The organism is Deltaproteobacteria bacterium (assembly GCA_016180845.1).
Classification (GTDB): domain Bacteria; phylum UBA10199; class UBA10199; order JACPAL01; family JACPAL01; genus JACPAK01.
Genome location: JACPAK010000001.1, coordinates 407,535 through 424,674, shown reverse-complemented (window position 1 = coordinate 424,674; position 17,140 = coordinate 407,535). Strand labels below are relative to the sequence as shown.

The following is a 17,140-nucleotide window of genomic DNA, read 5'->3' as shown; positions in this document are numbered from 1 at the left end:
CTTATCTCCAGCGGGGGATCAAGCGAGGGACCTGTTTTTGATATTGACGATACTCATCCCCAAATCTTTCAACCAGCTCTTCCTCTTCAAAACGTGTCACAAAAGGGATCGTGATCAGGGCAGCCCCGAAGATACAGAGAACGAGCCAGGATGAGGTGAGAAGGGTAAGGCCGAGCAACATCACCCAATCAACCAGATAAAAAGGATGGCGCACCCATCGATAAGGCCCCATGATCACGATTGAGATCTTGATTTTTTCCGGGTTCATTTGAGGACGGAGAAACAGGGTGCTTAGGCCCAAGGTCTGTACCGTCCAAAAATGGAAAAGAAGGGCAAAGAGTACCAATGAGACCCCGATCGGAATTGAAAAAGGGATTGGTGAAAACTGCCAATCAAGAAAGAGCGATGATTTTTTATAGAGGAAAAGATCGATCAGAAAAAAGTAGACAGCAATGACCCAAACAGAGGCCCCTTTTAGACGACGCCAGAAGGAGACCCCGGCATGAAGAAGGAGTCGAAGAGGAATCAGGGGGATCCAGATCCAGGCGGTCAAAAGGATAAGAAAATCCATCGAGGAGAATGGATAGCAAAGAGAAGGTTCCTAGACAAGCTGTAAAAGTCGGATTAACTTAATGGGAATGGGAGTTTTACAGAATCAATTTTCTTGGTCAAAGTCGAGAGATGAGAAGTTTCGCGAATGTCCTCGTCAATATTACTATCATCACTACGGCTCCTGGGGGGGATGGGATCAGAGATCGGATCCGAAGATTCGCGAACTGTATATCCTGAAGAATTTAAAAAGCCGTCAGATGTGGATGGGGGAGGTGGTCCACCATGCGGTGGAGAATGCCCTCAAGCATTATCAGCAAAATCAGGAGATGCCGACCGATGCCTTTTTAACCCAACTCACCCAGAGGATGAGACGGGAATTCAAGGAATCTCGTGACAAAAGGTATCGTCAATCCCCCGGAAAGCTCCTGGGTCTGTATGAGCATGAGTATGAGAAAGGGATCCCGGATGAGAAATGGGTCGAGATCCATGAGTCGGCCCGGCGATGTTTTTCGACCTTTGCTAATCTCATCTTTCCTCAGAGGGTCAAGCCGATCCCGGTCGAGCACTGGAAACTGATCGAGGAGATGCAGGAATTCCAGTTTGAGGGGACGAAGATTTACGTAAAAATAGACTTTGCCTACGAAGACGAAAATGGGTTGAAGATTCTCGACTGGAAAACCGGTAAAACCGAGGATGTGGACAACGAGATCCAGCTCGACTGCTATGGTCTTTTTTCACGGGATCATTTCAAAATTCCCGTCGAGCGGATTGAGACCGTCATCGTTAATATCAATACCGGCAAGGAAACATCCCGCAAGATGATCGAGGCGAAGATGGACTTTGCAAAACATTATCTCCGCAATTCCATCGCCGGCATGAAACGTTTACTGAAAGACCCGGAGAAAAATATTGCGGTCGAAGATGATTTCCCGTTTACCGAAAACGAAAAGACCTGCCGCTGGTGTAACTTCCAAAAAATCTGCCCGAAGTGGGCGTGATAGTTCCTCTTGATTTTATGGATATTTTTGGATATTATTATATCCAGATATCCAAATGTTAAAAATTATAAGTAAAATAGACGAGTTACAGAATGAAATTAACCGGTTTCGGCCGTTTGATCCCTCCCTAGAACAGAAACTTCAAGAGAGATTACGGGCTGAATGGACCTATAACTCTAACGCGATTGAAGGAAATAGCCTGACGTTTGGAGAGACCATTTTTTTCTTGCGCGAAGGGCTGACCTCTGAAGGGAGACCTTTAAAAGATTATCTTGAGGCAAAGAACCATGCCGAGGCGATCGATGGGCTGCATGATATTGTGATACAGAGAAGAGAGCTCACCGAAGGTCTGATTAAAGAACTTCATGCTGTTTTGCTCAGGGGATCCGAGTTTACTGAGGCGCTTGGTGACAACGGGGTTGTGGTTCACAAACCGGTCTCTGCCGGTCAATACAAGATTCGGCCGAATCATGTCCTGACCCTCTCCGGAAAAATTCACCACTATGCCGAACCCCTCCATGTGAAGGAGGCGATGGAAAAATTGCTTCTCTGGTATCATCAGACAAAAGAAATGCATCCTGTGGAAAATGGGGCCCTGTTTCATTATCGTTTTGTTGAGATTCATCCTTTCGATGATGGAAATGGTCGGTTGGCACGCCTCCTCATGAATCTCATTTTAATGCAGAGTGGATATCCCCCTTGTATTATTCAAATGGCTCGTCGTCGAAAATATCTTGAGGCGCTTGAAGCAACGGACAGAAGCGGAGAAACGACATCCTTTGTTTCTTTTGTGGCCGAAGAACTCCTTTCAACACAACAAACAATTCTAGAAATCCTCACAGGACAAGATTCAGGTCTGCGTGCAGGAGAGAAGAGCCCGCTGAACCGTGAAGAACGCGAACGTCTTCTTCTAAATATTATCAGCAAGGAAGAGCTCTCGATCAGTCAGGTTCAGAGCCGCTTGCCACAGGTGAAGCGGCCAACACTCAAGAGCGACCTTCAAAGACTGGTTCGAGTTGGCAGACTGAAGAGACGAGGAACCGGCAAGGGGGTTGTCTACTTAATTTCATAACTTCCAAAAAATCTGTCGGAAGTGGGCTTAATTTTTCATTCACAAGATGACAACCCTCTAAGGCGATGGGGGGAGAGACGCTACCCGTCTCGCTCTGCAGAGGGTCTCGTTGATTAATCGGAAATTATAGCGCAAGTACCATGACTTCGAGGGATATTTACTTTCATCGAGAAGATTAACCTCACGCTCTGTAAATTCAGGCACGCCTGGTTTGTAACCTCGATCGTGTTTCCAGGAAAGGCCGGCGTTGAGTTTTATCAGCTCAGCATTGACCCGTTCCATATAGGCTCGTAGCATCTCTGGATCTCTTGCGAGCTTTCTCTCGTGACGCCACAGATTATTACAGTCCTGACCTTCGGGTGATTCCGCTTCTTTCCTGCGGGAACATAAGACTGGGAGCCCTACGAACACGGCAAGAAGCGCCGTTATCGCAACAGAACTGCTCATTCCATGCAAAGTAGCCATAATAAACCTCCAATAACGTTTCTTCCTTGCCCCAATTTTTCCCATATTGAAACGATATTCTGCATTCTCTGTCAGAATTCGTACCTCGCTGGAGTACATTTTTGAGGGCTCAGGTGAGCTGCTTTGAAAAATGAAACTTGTCGTAGAGATTCCGAAAGAGATTATGGGGATCGGTCTCTCTTTTGACCCTCTCATAGTTCGGTTCGTTATAAATTTCCCAAAAGCGCTCCCTGGAATAGGAATTATGAGAGATCAGCGTCTTGATCCCGTGACAATCATAGACCATTTCTTCGATAAGCTGATAGTAATTCACATCTTTGCGACGATTCTTAAGCCCGTAGACGGCGATGTCGATGAAGAGGTCGTCGTTGATCCGTTTTTGATAATTGTCATCAAGCCATGGATAAGGTTGAGGCACACGATAGGGGACAATCCAGAGCGGATAGTAACCTATCTTCTCTCGATAAAGATTCATAAAACGCAAGACCTGATTTCTCGGGATGAAGAGATCGACCACGACATCAGGTCTCTTGTCGTACTTCAAAAGCGGCCCAAGCCTTTGGGACCATGTCAGGAGATTCGTCGACGAGAGAATCAGTTTCCCGAGGAGCAGGCGTAGAAGCTTCGTCTCCATCCCCGGGATCGTTCGAGAGAGCCAATGACATTCGGTGTCGTAACGAAAGAGATAATCATAGGTCTTCAGATAATCGGTCTTCTTCTCCCGCGTACTTTTATAATAAATATTGAGCCGTGTGTAGTCACTCGTGTAGGGGGCTTCCTCGACAAACCTCCCGAGGCAGAGGACATTCTGTTTGGGAGAGTGCAGAATCCCATCGATGAAATCGACATCGGACCTCTTCATCGCCTCTTCCATTCCAACGGAAAAATCATTGAATGAGGCATAAGTCACATAATCAACACGAACATACCGCTTCGCCGGCAAGAGTCTGAATTTAAGCCTTGAGAGGATCCCTAATGTTCCATAAGAGCCGTGGATCATCTGGAAGATTTCAGGTTTTTTTTGGGGAGAACAAGGGATGATCTTTCCCTCACCTGTGATGACCTCATATTCGAGACAGCTATCGTGAAAACCGCCTAATTTGTAAGACATCGATTCGACAGAACAGCCAGACACCGCCCCACCGAGCGTGATCGTCTTCAGTTCGGGAACGAGAGCGGGGATCAAACCAAGGGGCAGCGTCTTCTGAACCAGATCCGAGAAGGTCACCCCCGATTCGGCAATGCAGGTCTTCTCCACTGGATTGATCTCCAGGATTTCATTCAAGGGAGAGAGGTCAATTTTTTGATACCGATGCTTGGGGTTGTTCGGATTCGGAACCATATGAGACACCACCTCTTTTTTGAGAGAGAGGGGCTGCGGTCTTGATTGAAATTTCTCAAGCTGCTCCAAGACACGAGAGACTTTTTGATCGTGGGAGTTAGAATTCATTAGGAGATCCATTTGGTTTTATTAAGGAGGAGAAGGCTCAGGGACAAGATGACGACCGAGAGCCCCAAGGCGATCGGAAAGGGGGCCCGGATTCTGAAGAAATAGATCGCGGCCAAATAAAAGACGAGGGTTGGCAGGATCCAGATGAAGAGGTTCTTCATATAACTTTCGAGCACGGCGAAGTCTTTTGTCTCCGTGTAGATCCAGATGACAGAAATAATGCTAATAAATGGAAGTGCTGTGAGAAATGCGGCCCATTTGGGAGAGGATTTTGCGAGCGTGCTGATCGCGGCAATTAAAAGACCGGAGAGGACGACTTTCAGAGTGAAAAAAATGGTCGATGAGGTCATGAGATGACTTTCTAGACACCAACGGCTGATCATGTCAATCTGACGCCGATGCAATTTGCCACCCCATCCCAGCCCAAGGAGTTTGACCCCTACCTCGAGATCCCGTGTGATCAATTCAAGATCCTCGGTCGGAGCCTCGCGGGGATCGAGACGGTCATTACGATTCCCCAATGGAATATCACCTTCGACACCGGACGGGCACCGGACTTTTCCTTTCCGATGGACTACCTCGCGCTGTCGCACTGGCATCTCGATCATGCGGGCGGTCTGCCGTTTTATCTGGGACTCCGCAGACTCAATTCATTACCACCGCTCAAGATCATCACGATGCCGGAGAAGATCGCCGCAACAGAAAAATTCCTGAAAGGACTCCGCGAGGTGAGTGAAACGACGATTGACTACGAGATTCTCTCTTCGGCAGAGCCGATCCCGATCAAGAACAATCTGACACTGAAATCGATCCCCTCCTTTCATTGTGCCCCCAGTACCGGGTACATGGTTAACCACAGGAGAAATCAGCTGAAACCTGAATTTCGTGGGAAATCAGAGATCGAAATCACCGCCGCTAATAAGGCAGGGCTGAAGGTCAGTGAAGAGATGCAAATTCCGCTGTTTGCCTACTCCGGCGACACGAAGTGGGAATTTTTAGAGACGATTGCGGCCAAGGCAAAATATCTGCTGATGGAATGTTCCTTTTTTGGCGATGAATCGGAATATGACGGGGTTCGCAAATATGGTCATACCCATATCCTCGACTGGCAAAGACATACCGACCTAATTCAAAGCGAAGTGGTTATCATGATCCATACCTCACGGCGGTATTCAAAGAAGGAGATTGAAAAGGCGTGTCAGGAGAATTTACCGAAGGACTTATTGGATCGGTTGATTATTTTTCGATAAGATCTAGGCGGCCCGCTGGTACCGAATAAATCCGAGTGTCATGCCGTCCTGCTTGGCCGTTGAAACCAGTTTTTCAACGACTTGAGTCACTTGAATCTCAAGGAAGGATTCCCCGCACTGTTTGCAAACAAAAGCCGGAACATCCTGGATAACAATCATTTCCCCTTTACCCAACTCATAGGGAAGGTTTGTACTCCCTTTGGTCATGGCTCCTTTACATAGAGGGCAAATCATTTTTTTCTCCTTTTAAGAAACCCCTTCTCCCATTCATCCTCAGCTGGTTCATAAGCGGTAATGGCCCAAACAAGTTCTCCATGCTCTTCCACCGCTACGACAACATGAAGCGGCCTTTCTTTGGAAGTGTACCCTAAAACCAAGGCACTCGGAAGCGGTTTGTCTGCTTGGTATTCCTCCACGATAGAAGAGGAAATAAGTGCCTCCTTGATCTCGTCTGACATGATTTCGCGCTGATACATCCTCAACACCATATGACGCTTGAGAGCGATATGGTCACCGGCCGCAAGTCTGTGAATAATTTGAATATCCAATGCCAATTTCTATATACTATATAATGGGGAAGAAATGAATGGCAAGCGGTCTTAACAAAGCAATCACTTCTTATCACAAACAAAGAATTGCTTAGCGTCGCTTAAACAAAGAAGCTTGAGTACCGCTCGCTTCATCTCAGGTTTTATCGGCTGTATTTGGGTTAAGACAGCTCCTGGCTCTGCCTTTGATGAATTACCAGCAGTAGGTACGGCAATACGCATGTCATCACGGCCCCACAAATACTCAAAAACGCCGAGGAGTCGATTATTTTCAAAATAAACGGTCTCGTCATGACAATCCCGATCAACAACAAGCTTTCCATCAGAAGAATGGCTGTAAGTAAACCGACAAACTTCCTTCATTTCAGTGATCGCTTCAAAAAAAGAACTGCCTAATAGACTCATTGGGAAACTTATCTGGCCCATTTGCTCCTCCTGTTTTTATTTCCGTCTTTGTTCGCCTTTCTGACCTTGAACATCCCCCTCGACTCCCAAGAGGCTGATAACTCCAAGACAAACTGCTGACCCTATCACCAACAATCCCATGACACGAGGACCCCCTCCTGGACGAGGAGTAACGGCCGCTACAGCGGAAGCTCGCATTCTTAATTCTTGCACATAGCCGAGGACCTGTTCGTCTGGAATCTGTCCGAAGGTTAGATAAATATCATCCAGAATGCCTCTCAGTTCTCTCCAATCACAGACCCTATGGAATCGAGATCGATCTCTTGCAGAGAGGCTTCTATAAAGGGCTCCCCCATCAGGGCCAGAAAGCAACAGACCGATAAACCCCTGGCGCTCAACGAGCGTCTCCATCATGTAGCGACTTCCGTCGAGGGCTTGTGCGTATTCAGCGGACATTAGGGTGGCTTCATGCAAGCGGATACCTTTTGGGGTGCTAATAAATATTCTCTCCACAAGTTGAAAAGGAGGGCAGCTGAGCGGAACCAGTCCTGCATTATCCACTAAAAGAGGTTGTCTGGTACAGTAGGCACCCTCGATGGCGTCGGCCAGTGTAATAAAAATATCTTCCTGCCGCTCTATGGCCCCCAGGAGTGATTGTCTTGCCGCAACATTGTCCACCATAAATAATTCCCTCCCTTAAATTTGTTATCGGGAGAGACATGAAAATGTTGTTGGAAAAGTATTATTCTGGGGAAAGACGCCGCAGATACTCAAACGTATAAATCCCGGTGTCATGTCCGTCACCCCAACGAAAACCGATCGCGTAGTTACCGACCTTGAACATCTCCTTCGCCTCAAAGGCGGAAGAGGGGAGGTTCGGGAAGCTCGGTAACTTCAAGGGATCCGGATCGAGCGGCATCTTTTCTCCCTTGCAGAGGGCGCAGGGACAGGATTGTCGGAGCAGGGTAAAGGACAACGTCCCCTTATGACCATCGTCCCATTCGATGATGAGACCTTTCGGTTCTTGACTTAAGCTAATTGATTTGGGAACCACGTGGGCACTATAAGAAGAGGAGAAACTTTATGCAATATCGCGAATTAGGCCGTACCGGCCTGAAGATTTCTGAGATCGGTTTTGGGACATGGGGAATGGGTGGGACCTGGTGGGGAGGGGCGATGGATAAACAATCGCTCGAGTCCCTGAATCTCTCCTTGGATCAAGGGGTTAATTTTTTTGATACCGCCTATGTCTATGGCGATGGACATAGTGAAGAGCTGATTGGTCGAGTCGTTCACGAGAGGAAGATCCGGGATAAGGTCTATATCGCGACAAAGGTCCCTCCCAAAAACTGGCAGTGGCCGGCAGAGGCTGGCAGTGATGCCGATGAAATTTTTCCGGGGAACTGGATTCGAAAATGTACCGAGAGGAGTCTCAAAAAACTAAAGACCGATTATGTCGACCTCCAACAACTCCATGTCTGGGCCTCGGGCTGGCTTGGCAAAGGAGATTGGTTAGAAGAGCTCCAGAAGTTGAAAAAGGAAGGGAAGATCCGCTGGATCGGAGTTTCGATTAACGACCATCAGCCCGACACGGCCCTCGAGCTCGTAAAGTCGGGAACCATTGATACCGTCCAGGTCATCTACAATATTTTCGATCAAGCACCCGAGGAGAATCTTCTCCCTCTCTGTCGTGAATACCGGGTCGGTGTCATTGTAAGGGTTCCTCTGGATGAAGGAGGGTTGTCTGGGAAGCTCACGCCCCAGACAAAGTTTGTCGAGGGAGACTGGCGCGGAAACTATTTCCGAGGGGATCGACTTCAGGAGACCTGTGACCGGATTGAAAAACTAAAACCACTTCTTGGAGATGAGGCGAAGACGGTTTCGGATCTTGCCCTCAAATTTTGTCTCTCTCACCCTGCCGTTTCTACAGTAATTCCCGGCATGCGTCGCCCCGAGCATCTGCGTACGAATGTCGCTGCCTCCAATGGGAAACCGCTGTCAGTGAAGTTGTTGCAGGAGATTAAGAAGCATGCGTGGCAGAGGAATTTTTATTTGTAAATCCCCCATGGCAAACAATGAAAAACTCACATCAGCCGAAATGACCGCCTATTGGCGTTCCCGATATCCGGAACTCAGTGGAGATCGATGGAGTGCCCTTCTGGTTTCAAAGGAAGGGATTAAGTTGGCCAACCGATTTAAAACGGAAGTCTATCCACTCATCGAGCACCACTTAGCCCTGAGACATCGTTTCTTCTTCAATCGCGCTGCAGCTCTCTTAAGATCCGGTCATTATGATAGCTGCATCTCGATCGGCTCAGGGCTTTCGCTCCTGGTCCCTTATTTGACAGAAGTGGCCCCCAAACTTTGTTACTATGACGCTGATCTTTCGGAAGTTCTGGAGATGCGCGAGACCCGTCTTAAAAAGGTGAAGGAGAAATTTAAAAATGAAACTTGGGGAGCTATCCAATCAAGGACAATTGATTTGGAGAAGGCGGCTACCAAAAAGAAAAAATTAAAAAGTGTTTTCCCGGAGGCGACCTCGCCGATCTTTATCCTTGAGGGGGTCTTTTTCTATTTAACATCGGCCTGTCTCGAGTGGTTTTTTAGGGAACTTGAAACTTATGGAACCTCCGCCGTTATTTTTGACTACTGGCCAAAATATTCAGAGGCAAAAAGCGAGGTAACACGAAAGATGGTTACATTTCTCAACACCTCTATTCGAGAAAAGATCCAGAGGTTTCAGAGTGCCGATGAATTTAAAAAGCTAGCTGGGTCGAAGAGGATTCAGGAAGACAGCGAGATCCGTGATATTGAGTCTGAGTTTGTGAAAACTCCCCTCCTGACGGAGATCAATGAGATCGTGCCTGCACGGTATGTTGTTGTTGTTTAAATCCCCCCCTCCGAGGTTATAAAGATTCCATACACCCCCCTTTTTCAAAGTGGGGTGCCGATCACACAAGGAGCCCCACTTTAACAAAGGGGGGCAAAGGACTCAGCGGCTACAATTTGAGGGGGGATTTTATTCTTTCAGCCACAACTTTCTCAATCCTCTCCAAAACCACATCAGTTTCTTTAAGCACTTGCTCGTTGTCCAACCGAAGCACCTCGAGTCCCAGCTCGAAACACTGCCCATCTCTCTCTTGATCCACAACACGTTGATGTTCTTCCCGATGTTGTCCCCCATCCACTTCAATCACTAACTTTGCCTTTGGCGCGAAGAAGTCGACAATGAAATTGGCTATTGGTTTTTGCCGATAGAATTGAACACCCAAAATCTGTTTTTCACGTATGCAAAACCAAAGCTTCCTCTCCGCTTCAGTCATTTCTTTACGAAGTTTTTGAGATGGCACTTTCAGGTGTCTGTTGTACGGCAGCAAAATCTCCCTCCCACTATTTGAATATGTATTCGTGATCCCTCTTTGTCAAAGAGGGATGGCTGAGACCACGATATATTTTGAAGGGAGATTTTCTTAGAGCCCCACTTTAGCAAAGGGGGGCAGTGGAAACATTTTCAATCCCGGCGGGGGGATTTAAAATTCCATCTTGAGCCCAACCCCAGGCACCACCTCATTCTCATCACTCAGGAGGATGGGTTGAAGTGACACCGTTTTGTTTTTTGAAATCCCGGAACCGATTCCCCATCCAATCAGTCCCAACGTCCCCGGCAAGGCCGTCATAGTAAGGAGGGCAGCTGTCAGTTCCGGGACACCATCGGAATCACCTGAACCGATGTTTGGCGCTGTCAGAATGAGGGTAGAGGCAATAGCGCCGACAAGATACCCCGTGATTTCACCGGTCCAAAAACCCCTTCGGGCATGGGTGGTTTCTGGCTCTTCTCTTGTGAACGCCTCACCGATCAGGGCACCAACATTGAAACCAAAAAAACCACCACCAAAAATAAAAAGAGAGCTAACAAGGGGCCAGCATCCACCACCAATGCAACCAGAAACTGTGCCGACAACTCCAATTCCAGCACCAGTAAGACCGCCGATTACGGCCCCTTTTCTCCAATGAGTTTGGGCTATGGTTTCTGTGGTGAGGCTCAGAATAAGAAGAAGAGAAACAAAAAATCTGATGATTATTTTTTTCATCAGGTTAACTTTTCCTCACGCTCAACCCCAACTCCTTCAACTGCTGTTCACGGACAGTCGAAGGGGCATCGACCAGGAGGTCGGTTCCTTTTTGAGTTTTTGGGAATGCAATCACGTCACGAATCGACTCGGCGCCGGCGAGTAACATCACGATCCGATCAAGCCCGAAGGCGATCCCACCATGGGGTGGCGCCCCGTAGGAGAGCGCCTCGAGGAGGAATCCAAATCGGTCTTGCGCCTCTTCACGCGTAATCTTCAGGAGATCAAAAACCTTTTGTTGAACCTCCTGATCGTGGATCCGGATCGATCCGCCGCCAATCTCGTGACCGTTGAGGACAATGTCATACGCCTCCGCCCGGCATTTTTCAGGCGAGCTTTCAAGCAACGCGATATCTTCTTTTTTCGGCGAGGTGAAAGGGTGGTGAACCGCCACAAACCGCTTTTCCGTTGCATCAAACTCAAACATCGGAAAATCAACGACCCAGAGGAAGTTCCATTTCGATTCATCAATAAGTCCAAGCTTCTTCCCCAACTGTTCTCGAAGATTCCCGAGTGAGTCGTTGACGATTTTGGATTGGTCCGCTCCGAAAAGGATCAAATCGCCGGTCACTAAACCACAGCGACTCGTCAGATTCTTTTTTTCTTCTTCAGTAAAAAATTTCGCGATCGGCGACTGCCATTCATTTTCTAAAATCTTGATCCAAGCGAGCCCCTTGGCTCCGTAGATCTTCACGAACTCGGTCATCTCATCCAGATCTTTACGCGAGAGATCGGCTCCTTTCGGGACTCGGATCGCCTTCACGATCCCCCCGTTTTTCAAGGCTTCTCCAAAGACCTTGAACGAGGTCTTTTGAAAAACTTCGGAGACATCGATCAATTCGAGTTCGAATCGGGTGTCCGGGGCATCAAGCCCATAACGGGAGATCGCCTCCGCATAACTCATGCGAGGGAATGGAGTTTTGACCGAAACTCCGGCGACCTGCCAGAGTTTTTGAACAAGCCCTTCCATCATCGGGAGAAAATCATCGCGTGTCAGAAAACTGGTCTCGATATCGATCTGCGTAAACTCCGGCTGTCGATCGGCTCGCAGATCCTCATCACGGAAGCAACGAACGATCTGAAAATACCGCTCAAAACCGGAGACCATGAGGAGTTGCTTGAAGAGCTGCGGAGATTGAGGGAGGGCATAGAATTTTCCGGGATAAAGTCTCGCAGGGACAAGGTAGTCGCGCGCCCCTTCCGGCGTACTTTTTGTCAGAAACGGTGTCTCGATCTCCAGAAAGCCTGATTCCGAAAGATAGTTGCGGGCTGCCTGGAGAATCTGATGTCTCAGAATCATATTTTTCTTGAGTGGCTTTCTTCGGAGATCGAGATAGCGATACTTCAGACGAAGATCCTCGCTCGTATCGATCTCATCCTGGATTTCGAAGGGGGGCGTCTTGGATCGATTCAGGATCTCGAAATCTGTGACCTTGACCTCGATCTCACCGGTCGCGAGCTTTGTATTTTCCATTCCCTTCGGTCTTGGCTCTACCTTTCCTTTGATCGCGAGAACCCATTCACTGCGGAGTTCCTGACTCAGCTTATGGGTTTTTGGATCGATCTGGGGGTTAAAGACAATTTGTGTGATTCCCTCTCTGTCACGAAGATCCACAAAAACAAGCCCACCATGGTCGCGACGGGTGGAGACCCAACCCATGAGGACAACCTCTTGGCCGGCATTGATACGTTTCAATTCGCCACAATGATGAGTCCGTTTCATGGCGGGAAACTTCGCTAAAAATCATTCTAAAGGCAAGTGTTAAGGAACAATCGGAGAGGGAAGCCGCCTCGGCTGCGGATCCGATTGAGGGGGCAATGCCTCTGGAGGAGGGGCGGGAGGTGGTGTCGGGACAGTCGGGATCGGTCCGATCGGCATCTCAGCAGCAGGTTGTTGTGGTGCTGTGGGTGCTGCCGGTTGAGCGGGAGTTGTCGATTGTGGCGTCGGGGCCGCTTGTTCCGAAGGGGGTGTCGGTTGAGGTGGTGGTAAGGGGGGTGGAGGTTCGGCCGGCGCTGTTGGTTGAGTTACTGGCTCTGCAGGAGGCTGTTCTTGCTTGGGCTTTGGTTTGGGTTTCGGCGCTACCTTTTTTTCAGCCGGTTTCTTGACCTCTTTTTTCTTCTCCTGTTCCAGGATGCTTCTTAACTCTGCCTCCTCGAGCTCCTCCACGGAAGGGGCCTTTTTCTCCTCCTGAGCTGTCAGGGGCGGGGCAAGGGCAAAGAGGATTGCGAAAACCACAGCAGACCTGAGGCAAAACATGAGACTCCCTTTTTCACAAAACCTTCCGCTTCGCAATAGGGAAAGAAATTCGGATGAAACATTTTCTGGATCCGACCGAAGATTATGATAGAAACGGAGGAGATATTTTATGCCACGCGTCATTTCGAGAGAGCTTTCGGCAGTAGCCAGAATCGTCGCAGACGAGGTTGCCGGGACTATCCAGCTTGGAAAATATTTTGGCTGGGTTGGTCTTCAAGAGGGGGCAATGCGTGTCCAAGATGCGGCGAGGAGGCTTGCCGATTTAACTCGTCCTGCCAGATTTGCCTTGGCTGATCGTTTGGATAGGCTAGCGGCTAGGGTCGGGCAGACCCAGGCTAAACCCCGAGGAGCCCTCTTTAGTGGTGGCCCTCTCGCAAATCGCTTTTTGGTCTATCTTGGAGATTTGAGACCCGATGACCCCGCCCTGTCGCTTCTTTTGAGAGGCAAAGAAGTTTTTAGGGCCTGATCTCTCGTAGTCTCTGAATTATCTGCGCCAGCGGTACTTCCGATTGTTCCTGCGTTGTCATATTCCTCAGAATAACCACCTTCTTTTTTAATTCGTCATCACCCAAGATCAGGACATACTGAAACCTCATCTTATCGGCCCGTCGCATCTGGGATTTGAGACTGCTCTGATTATAATCCAGCTCCGCAGAGATCCTCTCTTGCCGAAGTCTATGGGCCAGCTGAAAGGCCTCTTGTTCTGCCTTTTCCCCGATCGGGGCGATGAAAACCGCCTTTTTCCCGACCGGCAACCCAACACCCCTCTTTAACTTCAGGCTCTCGATCAATCGCTCCTCACCAATCGCAAACCCAACCCCTGGCAGAGGGGGTCCTCCCATCAAGCGGACGAGTCCATCGTAGCGACCTCCACCGGCCACAGCATTTTGGGCCCCGAGTTCAGAGGCTGTAAATTCAAATGTCGTCTTTGTATAATAGTCGAGTCCTCGAACGATTCGAGGATTGATTTTGTAACTACTGTTAAGACGACCGAGTGATTGTAAAACGGTATCAAAATCCTTTTCACATTCATTGCAAAGATGATCTTGAATCGATGGCGCCTCTTCGGTCAGCTTCTGACACCCCTCTTCCTTGCAGTCGAGGACCCGAAGCGGGTTTTTCTCCATGCGTCGTCGGCAGTCTTCACAAAGCAGACTCTGATTGTTTGAAAGAAACGTGTAAAACGCCTTGTGGTAAGGGGGGCGACAGATTGGACAGCCCAAAGAATTTAACTCAATTTCAAAATGAGTGAGACCCAGGCTCTTAAAATAAAGATCCAGCATATGGATCATTTCCGCGTCGAGCAGGGGACTTTGAATCCCGAAGACCTCGACACCGATCTGATGGAATTGACGAAATCGACCCTTCTGCGGGCGCTCATGACGAAACATCGGTCCCATATAGAAGAAACGGCCGATCGGGTCCTGGGCCGCCCGACCGCTCTCAATATAGGCCCTAACGACCGAGGCGGTCCCTTCCGGACGTAGCGCGACCCATTTCTCCCCATGATCCTGGAAGCTGTACATCTCTTTTTCGACGATGTTGGTGGTCCCGCCGAGGGTGCGTGTAAAAAGTGCCAGCTCCTCCAGCAGTGGAGTTCGAATCTCTTCGTAACCATAATAAGAGAAGAACTCTCTTGCCTTTTGCTCTACCTCGGTCCAGAGGGCTGCCTCCTCTGGAAAGAGGTCATTCATTCCGCGCAGTGTGTGAAGAGACATAACAGTTTCCCCATAACAAAGTTGTTGGACAAAGGGCAAGGATCGAGTATTATTTCTTCAATGTTTTGGGGCAGCAAGGGGCGTTGTCTATCCTTATTCCTTCTTCTTTTTTCCATTAACGGGTGCCTTTCTTCGGGAAGTAGTGATGGGAGATCCCCCGTTGGCAGCGCAACCCAAAAGGAAAAAGATGTCTCTGGGAAACTGGCCCTCGCCCTTGGCGGGACTGCGAAGGGACAGGATCTGGTCGAGGTCGATGGGGCAGCGCCAAAGCTTTTGGAATTCAAGACAGAGGATGGGGATCTCCTGAAACTAGAGGTCCCCGAAGGGTACAGCAGCTATGCGGAGGCCAGGTCAGCCCGTGCAACCCCTCAGTCGGTTGGGATCGGTTATGTCACACCGATCGTCGATTCCAGAGAGCGAGAGGCGGTTCAGATCACGATTCCTCCCCAGAGGCTCATTCAGATCTTGTTTGGTGAGGCGCGTGGGCAACTGGTTCGGGAGGCGACCCTCGATGACGATGAAAATGTCAAAAGTTCCAGCGTCAGTATTACAGGGGATGCCGTGGGGGCGGTCATTCGGAACCGGATCGTGATGATCAATGACGAGGAGAACCCACTGCTCTTCAAGGTCAATGCGGCCCAATACAGCAGCAACCCCCCTACCTCTTATTATGAAGCGGTGATTGAGGCGGAGAATCAGTTCAATCCGATCGATCCCGAAGATAAAAATCATGAACGGTATCTGGATGCGGCACTCCGATCCAATTTTCGCGATGACGATGATTGGGTCGCCTACGATCAAGCACTCTTGACCTCTGCCGATATTTTTAATGAAGACACCGAAGATCCGACCGGTGGTGCCTTCGCCTTTTATTCCCCCTCTGAGGAGGAGTACGAGGCCTTACTGGTTGCCTTGGAGAGTGGGGATCTGGATCTCCCTCGTAATGCCGGGACCTCGGATGCGAGCTTCCCAAATCTGGCGCCGATACAGGTTTTCATCCTGAAAGATATCGCCTCGGCGACAAGCCAGACCGACCGCCCCTCCTTTGTCTTTGTCCGTGAGCGGGATTCGACCGATCCGGCGGTCACTGACGTTCCTTGATTATTTTTTTAGTTGTTCCTCTAACTTTTTGAGATTGACCTTGTCGGTTGGCTCCAGGTCATCTTTCGGCGCCTTCTTAGCACCCTCAGTTTTGGATCTTAATTTTTCGAGTTCCTCGAGGTTGACCATTCGGGTTTCCTCAAATTCACGACTTGTCGGTTTCGCGGCATCCTTTTTTTCTTCTGTCTTCTTGCGCGGCGATCCCATTTCTTTTTCGAATTGATTCAGATCAACCATCTGGGTCGCCTCAAAATCCTCGCGGTATTTTGCCTTCCCCTTTTCGTGACCGACGCCGCTCTCCTTTTGAATCTGGGCAAGATCCTTGAGATAATCCTCATCATCGGAGAATTCGGCGAGGATCCGACTGTAGGCCTTGGCGGCGCGCGCCGCCTGCTTGGTCTCCAACGCCTTCTGATAAAAATCACGGAACTTCCTTCGCGCCTGCTCGACTTGATGCTCCACAAGAAGCGCCTCTGACCAGAGTTCGAGGATATCCAGATTTTCCTTCGCTTCAGGCAGAGATCCCTCGATACGGGTCAAGGCCTTCTTGAATTCTTTTTTTTCAAAATAAATCTTGCAGAGGTCGATCAGCATCCCGACATTTTTGGGGCGATAGTAGAGGATCTTTTCGTAGACCTCAATCAGTCCATCCCGATCCTTTTTGGTACGCAGCAGATCAGCGGCCTTTTCATATTCATGAAGGGATTCTTCCGCCTGACCGGAAGATTGGAGCAGTTCTGCGAGCCGGATCCGCCCCGTCGTATTGGAGGGGTCAATCTCAATAATCTTCTTCCGAATCTCCATCGCCTCTTTGACCATCCCCTTGCTGTCGTAAAAACCAGCGATGATGTAGTATTGATTGATCGCATCCTCACTGAGCCCCATTTCATGATAGAGATCTCCGAGTTTCTCATTGATCTCGACAAACATCGGGTTCAGTTTCAAGACTGTTTTATAGACAGCGATAGCCTTGAGGTGAAAATTTTCACGGCAGTAAAAGTCGGCGACTTCCATGTATTGCTTGATCGCCTCTGCATTCTTCCTCATCTTGCTATAAAGATCGGCAATTTTGAGCCGAACCCTCATGTCGAGCGTGTCTTCTTGAGCTATTTTTTGAAGCTCCTTGATAGCCTTTTCAAATTTTCCCGCCTTGGCAAATTTCTCTGCCTGGGCAATGATTTTTTCTTTCGACAT

General features: G+C 48.9%; 22 protein-coding genes. 7 read left to right on the top strand and 15 right to left on the bottom strand.

Annotation, left to right across the window (positions count from 1 at the left end):
- Nucleotide 1: 1 nt before the first annotated feature.
- Nucleotides 2-571, bottom strand: coding sequence for an isoprenylcysteine carboxylmethyltransferase family protein (locus HYT76_02215; GenBank protein ID MBI2082361.1), 570 nt, complete (start codon nt 569-571; stop codon nt 2-4).
- A gap of 67 nt (nt 572-638) precedes the next feature.
- Between HYT76_02215 and HYT76_02210 the strand changes: the two genes are divergently transcribed.
- Complete coding sequence (locus HYT76_02210) at nt 639-1,550, top strand: PD-(D/E)XK nuclease family protein (protein MBI2082360.1); 912 nt, start codon at nt 639-641, stop codon at nt 1,548-1,550.
- A 55-nt stretch (nt 1,551-1,605) separates the two neighbouring features.
- Entirely contained in the window at nt 1,606-2,622 is a 1,017-nt protein-coding gene (locus HYT76_02205; GenBank protein ID MBI2082359.1) for a Fic family protein, read from the top strand.
- Between the two features lie 57 nt (nt 2,623-2,679).
- Here HYT76_02205 and HYT76_02200 read toward each other — a convergent pair whose 3' ends face one another.
- The 3 genes from HYT76_02200 to HYT76_02190 all read right to left on the bottom strand — a co-directional run bounded on the left by HYT76_02200 (nt 2,680) and on the right by HYT76_02190 (nt 4,887).
- The gene (locus HYT76_02200) at nt 2,680-3,087 is read right to left on the bottom strand and encodes a hypothetical protein (protein ID MBI2082358.1); all 408 of its coding nucleotides are present in this window, start codon (nt 3,085-3,087) and stop codon (nt 2,680-2,682) included.
- Between the two features lie 109 nt (nt 3,088-3,196).
- Nucleotides 3,197-4,537, bottom strand: coding sequence for an FAD-binding oxidoreductase (locus HYT76_02195; GenBank protein ID MBI2082357.1), 1,341 nt, complete (start codon nt 4,535-4,537; stop codon nt 3,197-3,199).
- Nucleotides 4,537-4,887 carry a hypothetical protein gene (locus HYT76_02190; protein MBI2082356.1) on the bottom strand — a complete coding sequence of 117 codons (351 nt, stop codon included), beginning with the start codon at nt 4,885-4,887 and terminating at the stop codon, nt 4,537-4,539. The genes HYT76_02195 and HYT76_02190 overlap by 1 nt, the downstream gene beginning before the upstream one ends.
- Nucleotides 4,888-4,935: 48 nt before the next feature.
- Between HYT76_02190 and HYT76_02185 the strand changes: the two genes are divergently transcribed.
- On the top strand, nt 4,936-5,787 hold the full coding sequence (locus HYT76_02185; GenBank protein MBI2082355.1) for a hypothetical protein: 852 nt from the start codon (nt 4,936-4,938) through the stop codon (nt 5,785-5,787).
- A gap of 3 nt (nt 5,788-5,790) precedes the next feature.
- Here HYT76_02185 and HYT76_02180 read toward each other — a convergent pair whose 3' ends face one another.
- The 5 genes from HYT76_02180 to HYT76_02160 form a co-directional block, all read right to left on the bottom strand.
- Nucleotides 5,791-6,021, bottom strand: coding sequence for a type II toxin-antitoxin system MqsA family antitoxin (locus tag HYT76_02180; protein MBI2082354.1), 231 nt, complete (start codon nt 6,019-6,021; stop codon nt 5,791-5,793).
- Nucleotides 6,018-6,341 (bottom strand): DUF4258 domain-containing protein, encoded by a 324-nt coding sequence (locus HYT76_02175; GenBank protein ID MBI2082353.1) that lies wholly within the window; start codon nt 6,339-6,341, stop codon nt 6,018-6,020. Before HYT76_02175 ends, HYT76_02180 begins: the two co-directional genes overlap by 4 nt.
- A gap of 57 nt (nt 6,342-6,398) precedes the next feature.
- Nucleotides 6,399-6,761 carry a hypothetical protein gene (locus HYT76_02170; protein MBI2082352.1) on the bottom strand — a complete coding sequence of 121 codons (363 nt, stop codon included), beginning with the start codon at nt 6,759-6,761 and terminating at the stop codon, nt 6,399-6,401.
- 15 nt (nt 6,762-6,776) lie between these two features.
- Nucleotides 6,777-7,421 (bottom strand): hypothetical protein, encoded by a 645-nt coding sequence (locus HYT76_02165; protein ID MBI2082351.1) that lies wholly within the window; start codon nt 7,419-7,421, stop codon nt 6,777-6,779.
- Between the two features lie 61 nt (nt 7,422-7,482).
- The gene (locus HYT76_02160; protein ID MBI2082350.1) at nt 7,483-7,794 is read right to left on the bottom strand and encodes a DUF971 domain-containing protein; all 312 of its coding nucleotides are present in this window, start codon (nt 7,792-7,794) and stop codon (nt 7,483-7,485) included.
- A 29-nt stretch (nt 7,795-7,823) separates the two neighbouring features.
- On the opposite strand from HYT76_02160, the gene HYT76_02155 reads away from it, so the two are divergent.
- Together HYT76_02155 and HYT76_02150 are read left to right on the top strand one after the other, a co-directional pair.
- Nucleotides 7,824-8,798 (top strand): aldo/keto reductase, encoded by a 975-nt coding sequence (locus HYT76_02155; GenBank protein MBI2082349.1) that lies wholly within the window; start codon nt 7,824-7,826, stop codon nt 8,796-8,798.
- Nucleotides 8,799-8,805: 7 nt separating this feature from the next.
- Nucleotides 8,806-9,630 carry a class I SAM-dependent methyltransferase gene (locus HYT76_02150; GenBank protein ID MBI2082348.1) on the top strand — a complete coding sequence of 275 codons (825 nt, stop codon included), beginning with the start codon at nt 8,806-8,808 and terminating at the stop codon, nt 9,628-9,630.
- Between the two features lie 109 nt (nt 9,631-9,739).
- Here the strand turns inward: HYT76_02150 and HYT76_02145 are convergent, their stop codons facing one another.
- From HYT76_02145 to HYT76_02130, 4 genes are all read right to left on the bottom strand, one after another.
- Complete coding sequence (locus HYT76_02145; GenBank protein MBI2082347.1) at nt 9,740-10,117, bottom strand: endonuclease domain-containing protein; 378 nt, start codon at nt 10,115-10,117, stop codon at nt 9,740-9,742.
- 153 nt (nt 10,118-10,270) lie between these two features.
- Nucleotides 10,271-10,831 (bottom strand): hypothetical protein, encoded by a 561-nt coding sequence (locus HYT76_02140; protein ID MBI2082346.1) that lies wholly within the window; start codon nt 10,829-10,831, stop codon nt 10,271-10,273.
- Nucleotides 10,832-10,835: 4 nt separating this feature from the next.
- On the bottom strand, nt 10,836-12,593 hold the full coding sequence (aspS, locus tag HYT76_02135; protein MBI2082345.1) for an aspartate--tRNA ligase: 1,758 nt from the start codon (nt 12,591-12,593) through the stop codon (nt 10,836-10,838).
- A 39-nt stretch (nt 12,594-12,632) separates the two neighbouring features.
- The gene (locus HYT76_02130; protein ID MBI2082344.1) at nt 12,633-13,127 is read right to left on the bottom strand and encodes a hypothetical protein; all 495 of its coding nucleotides are present in this window, start codon (nt 13,125-13,127) and stop codon (nt 12,633-12,635) included.
- A 109-nt stretch (nt 13,128-13,236) separates the two neighbouring features.
- Here HYT76_02130 and HYT76_02125 point away from each other — a divergent pair, with 109 nt between their 5' ends.
- Nucleotides 13,237-13,593, top strand: coding sequence for a hypothetical protein (locus HYT76_02125; GenBank protein ID MBI2082343.1), 357 nt, complete (start codon nt 13,237-13,239; stop codon nt 13,591-13,593).
- Here HYT76_02125 and HYT76_02120 read toward each other — a convergent pair.
- Complete coding sequence (locus tag HYT76_02120; GenBank protein ID MBI2082342.1) at nt 13,583-14,845, bottom strand: histidine--tRNA ligase; 1,263 nt, start codon at nt 14,843-14,845, stop codon at nt 13,583-13,585. The genes HYT76_02125 and HYT76_02120 overlap by 11 nt on opposite strands.
- A gap of 60 nt (nt 14,846-14,905) precedes the next feature.
- On the opposite strand from HYT76_02120, the gene HYT76_02115 reads away from it, so the two are divergent.
- Nucleotides 14,906-15,946, top strand: coding sequence for a hypothetical protein (locus tag HYT76_02115; GenBank protein MBI2082341.1), 1,041 nt, complete (start codon nt 14,906-14,908; stop codon nt 15,944-15,946).
- Here the strand turns inward: HYT76_02115 and HYT76_02110 are convergent, their stop codons facing one another.
- On the bottom strand, nt 15,947-17,140 hold the full coding sequence (locus HYT76_02110) for a tetratricopeptide repeat protein (GenBank protein ID MBI2082340.1): 1,194 nt from the start codon (nt 17,138-17,140) through the stop codon (nt 15,947-15,949). It lies immediately after the preceding gene.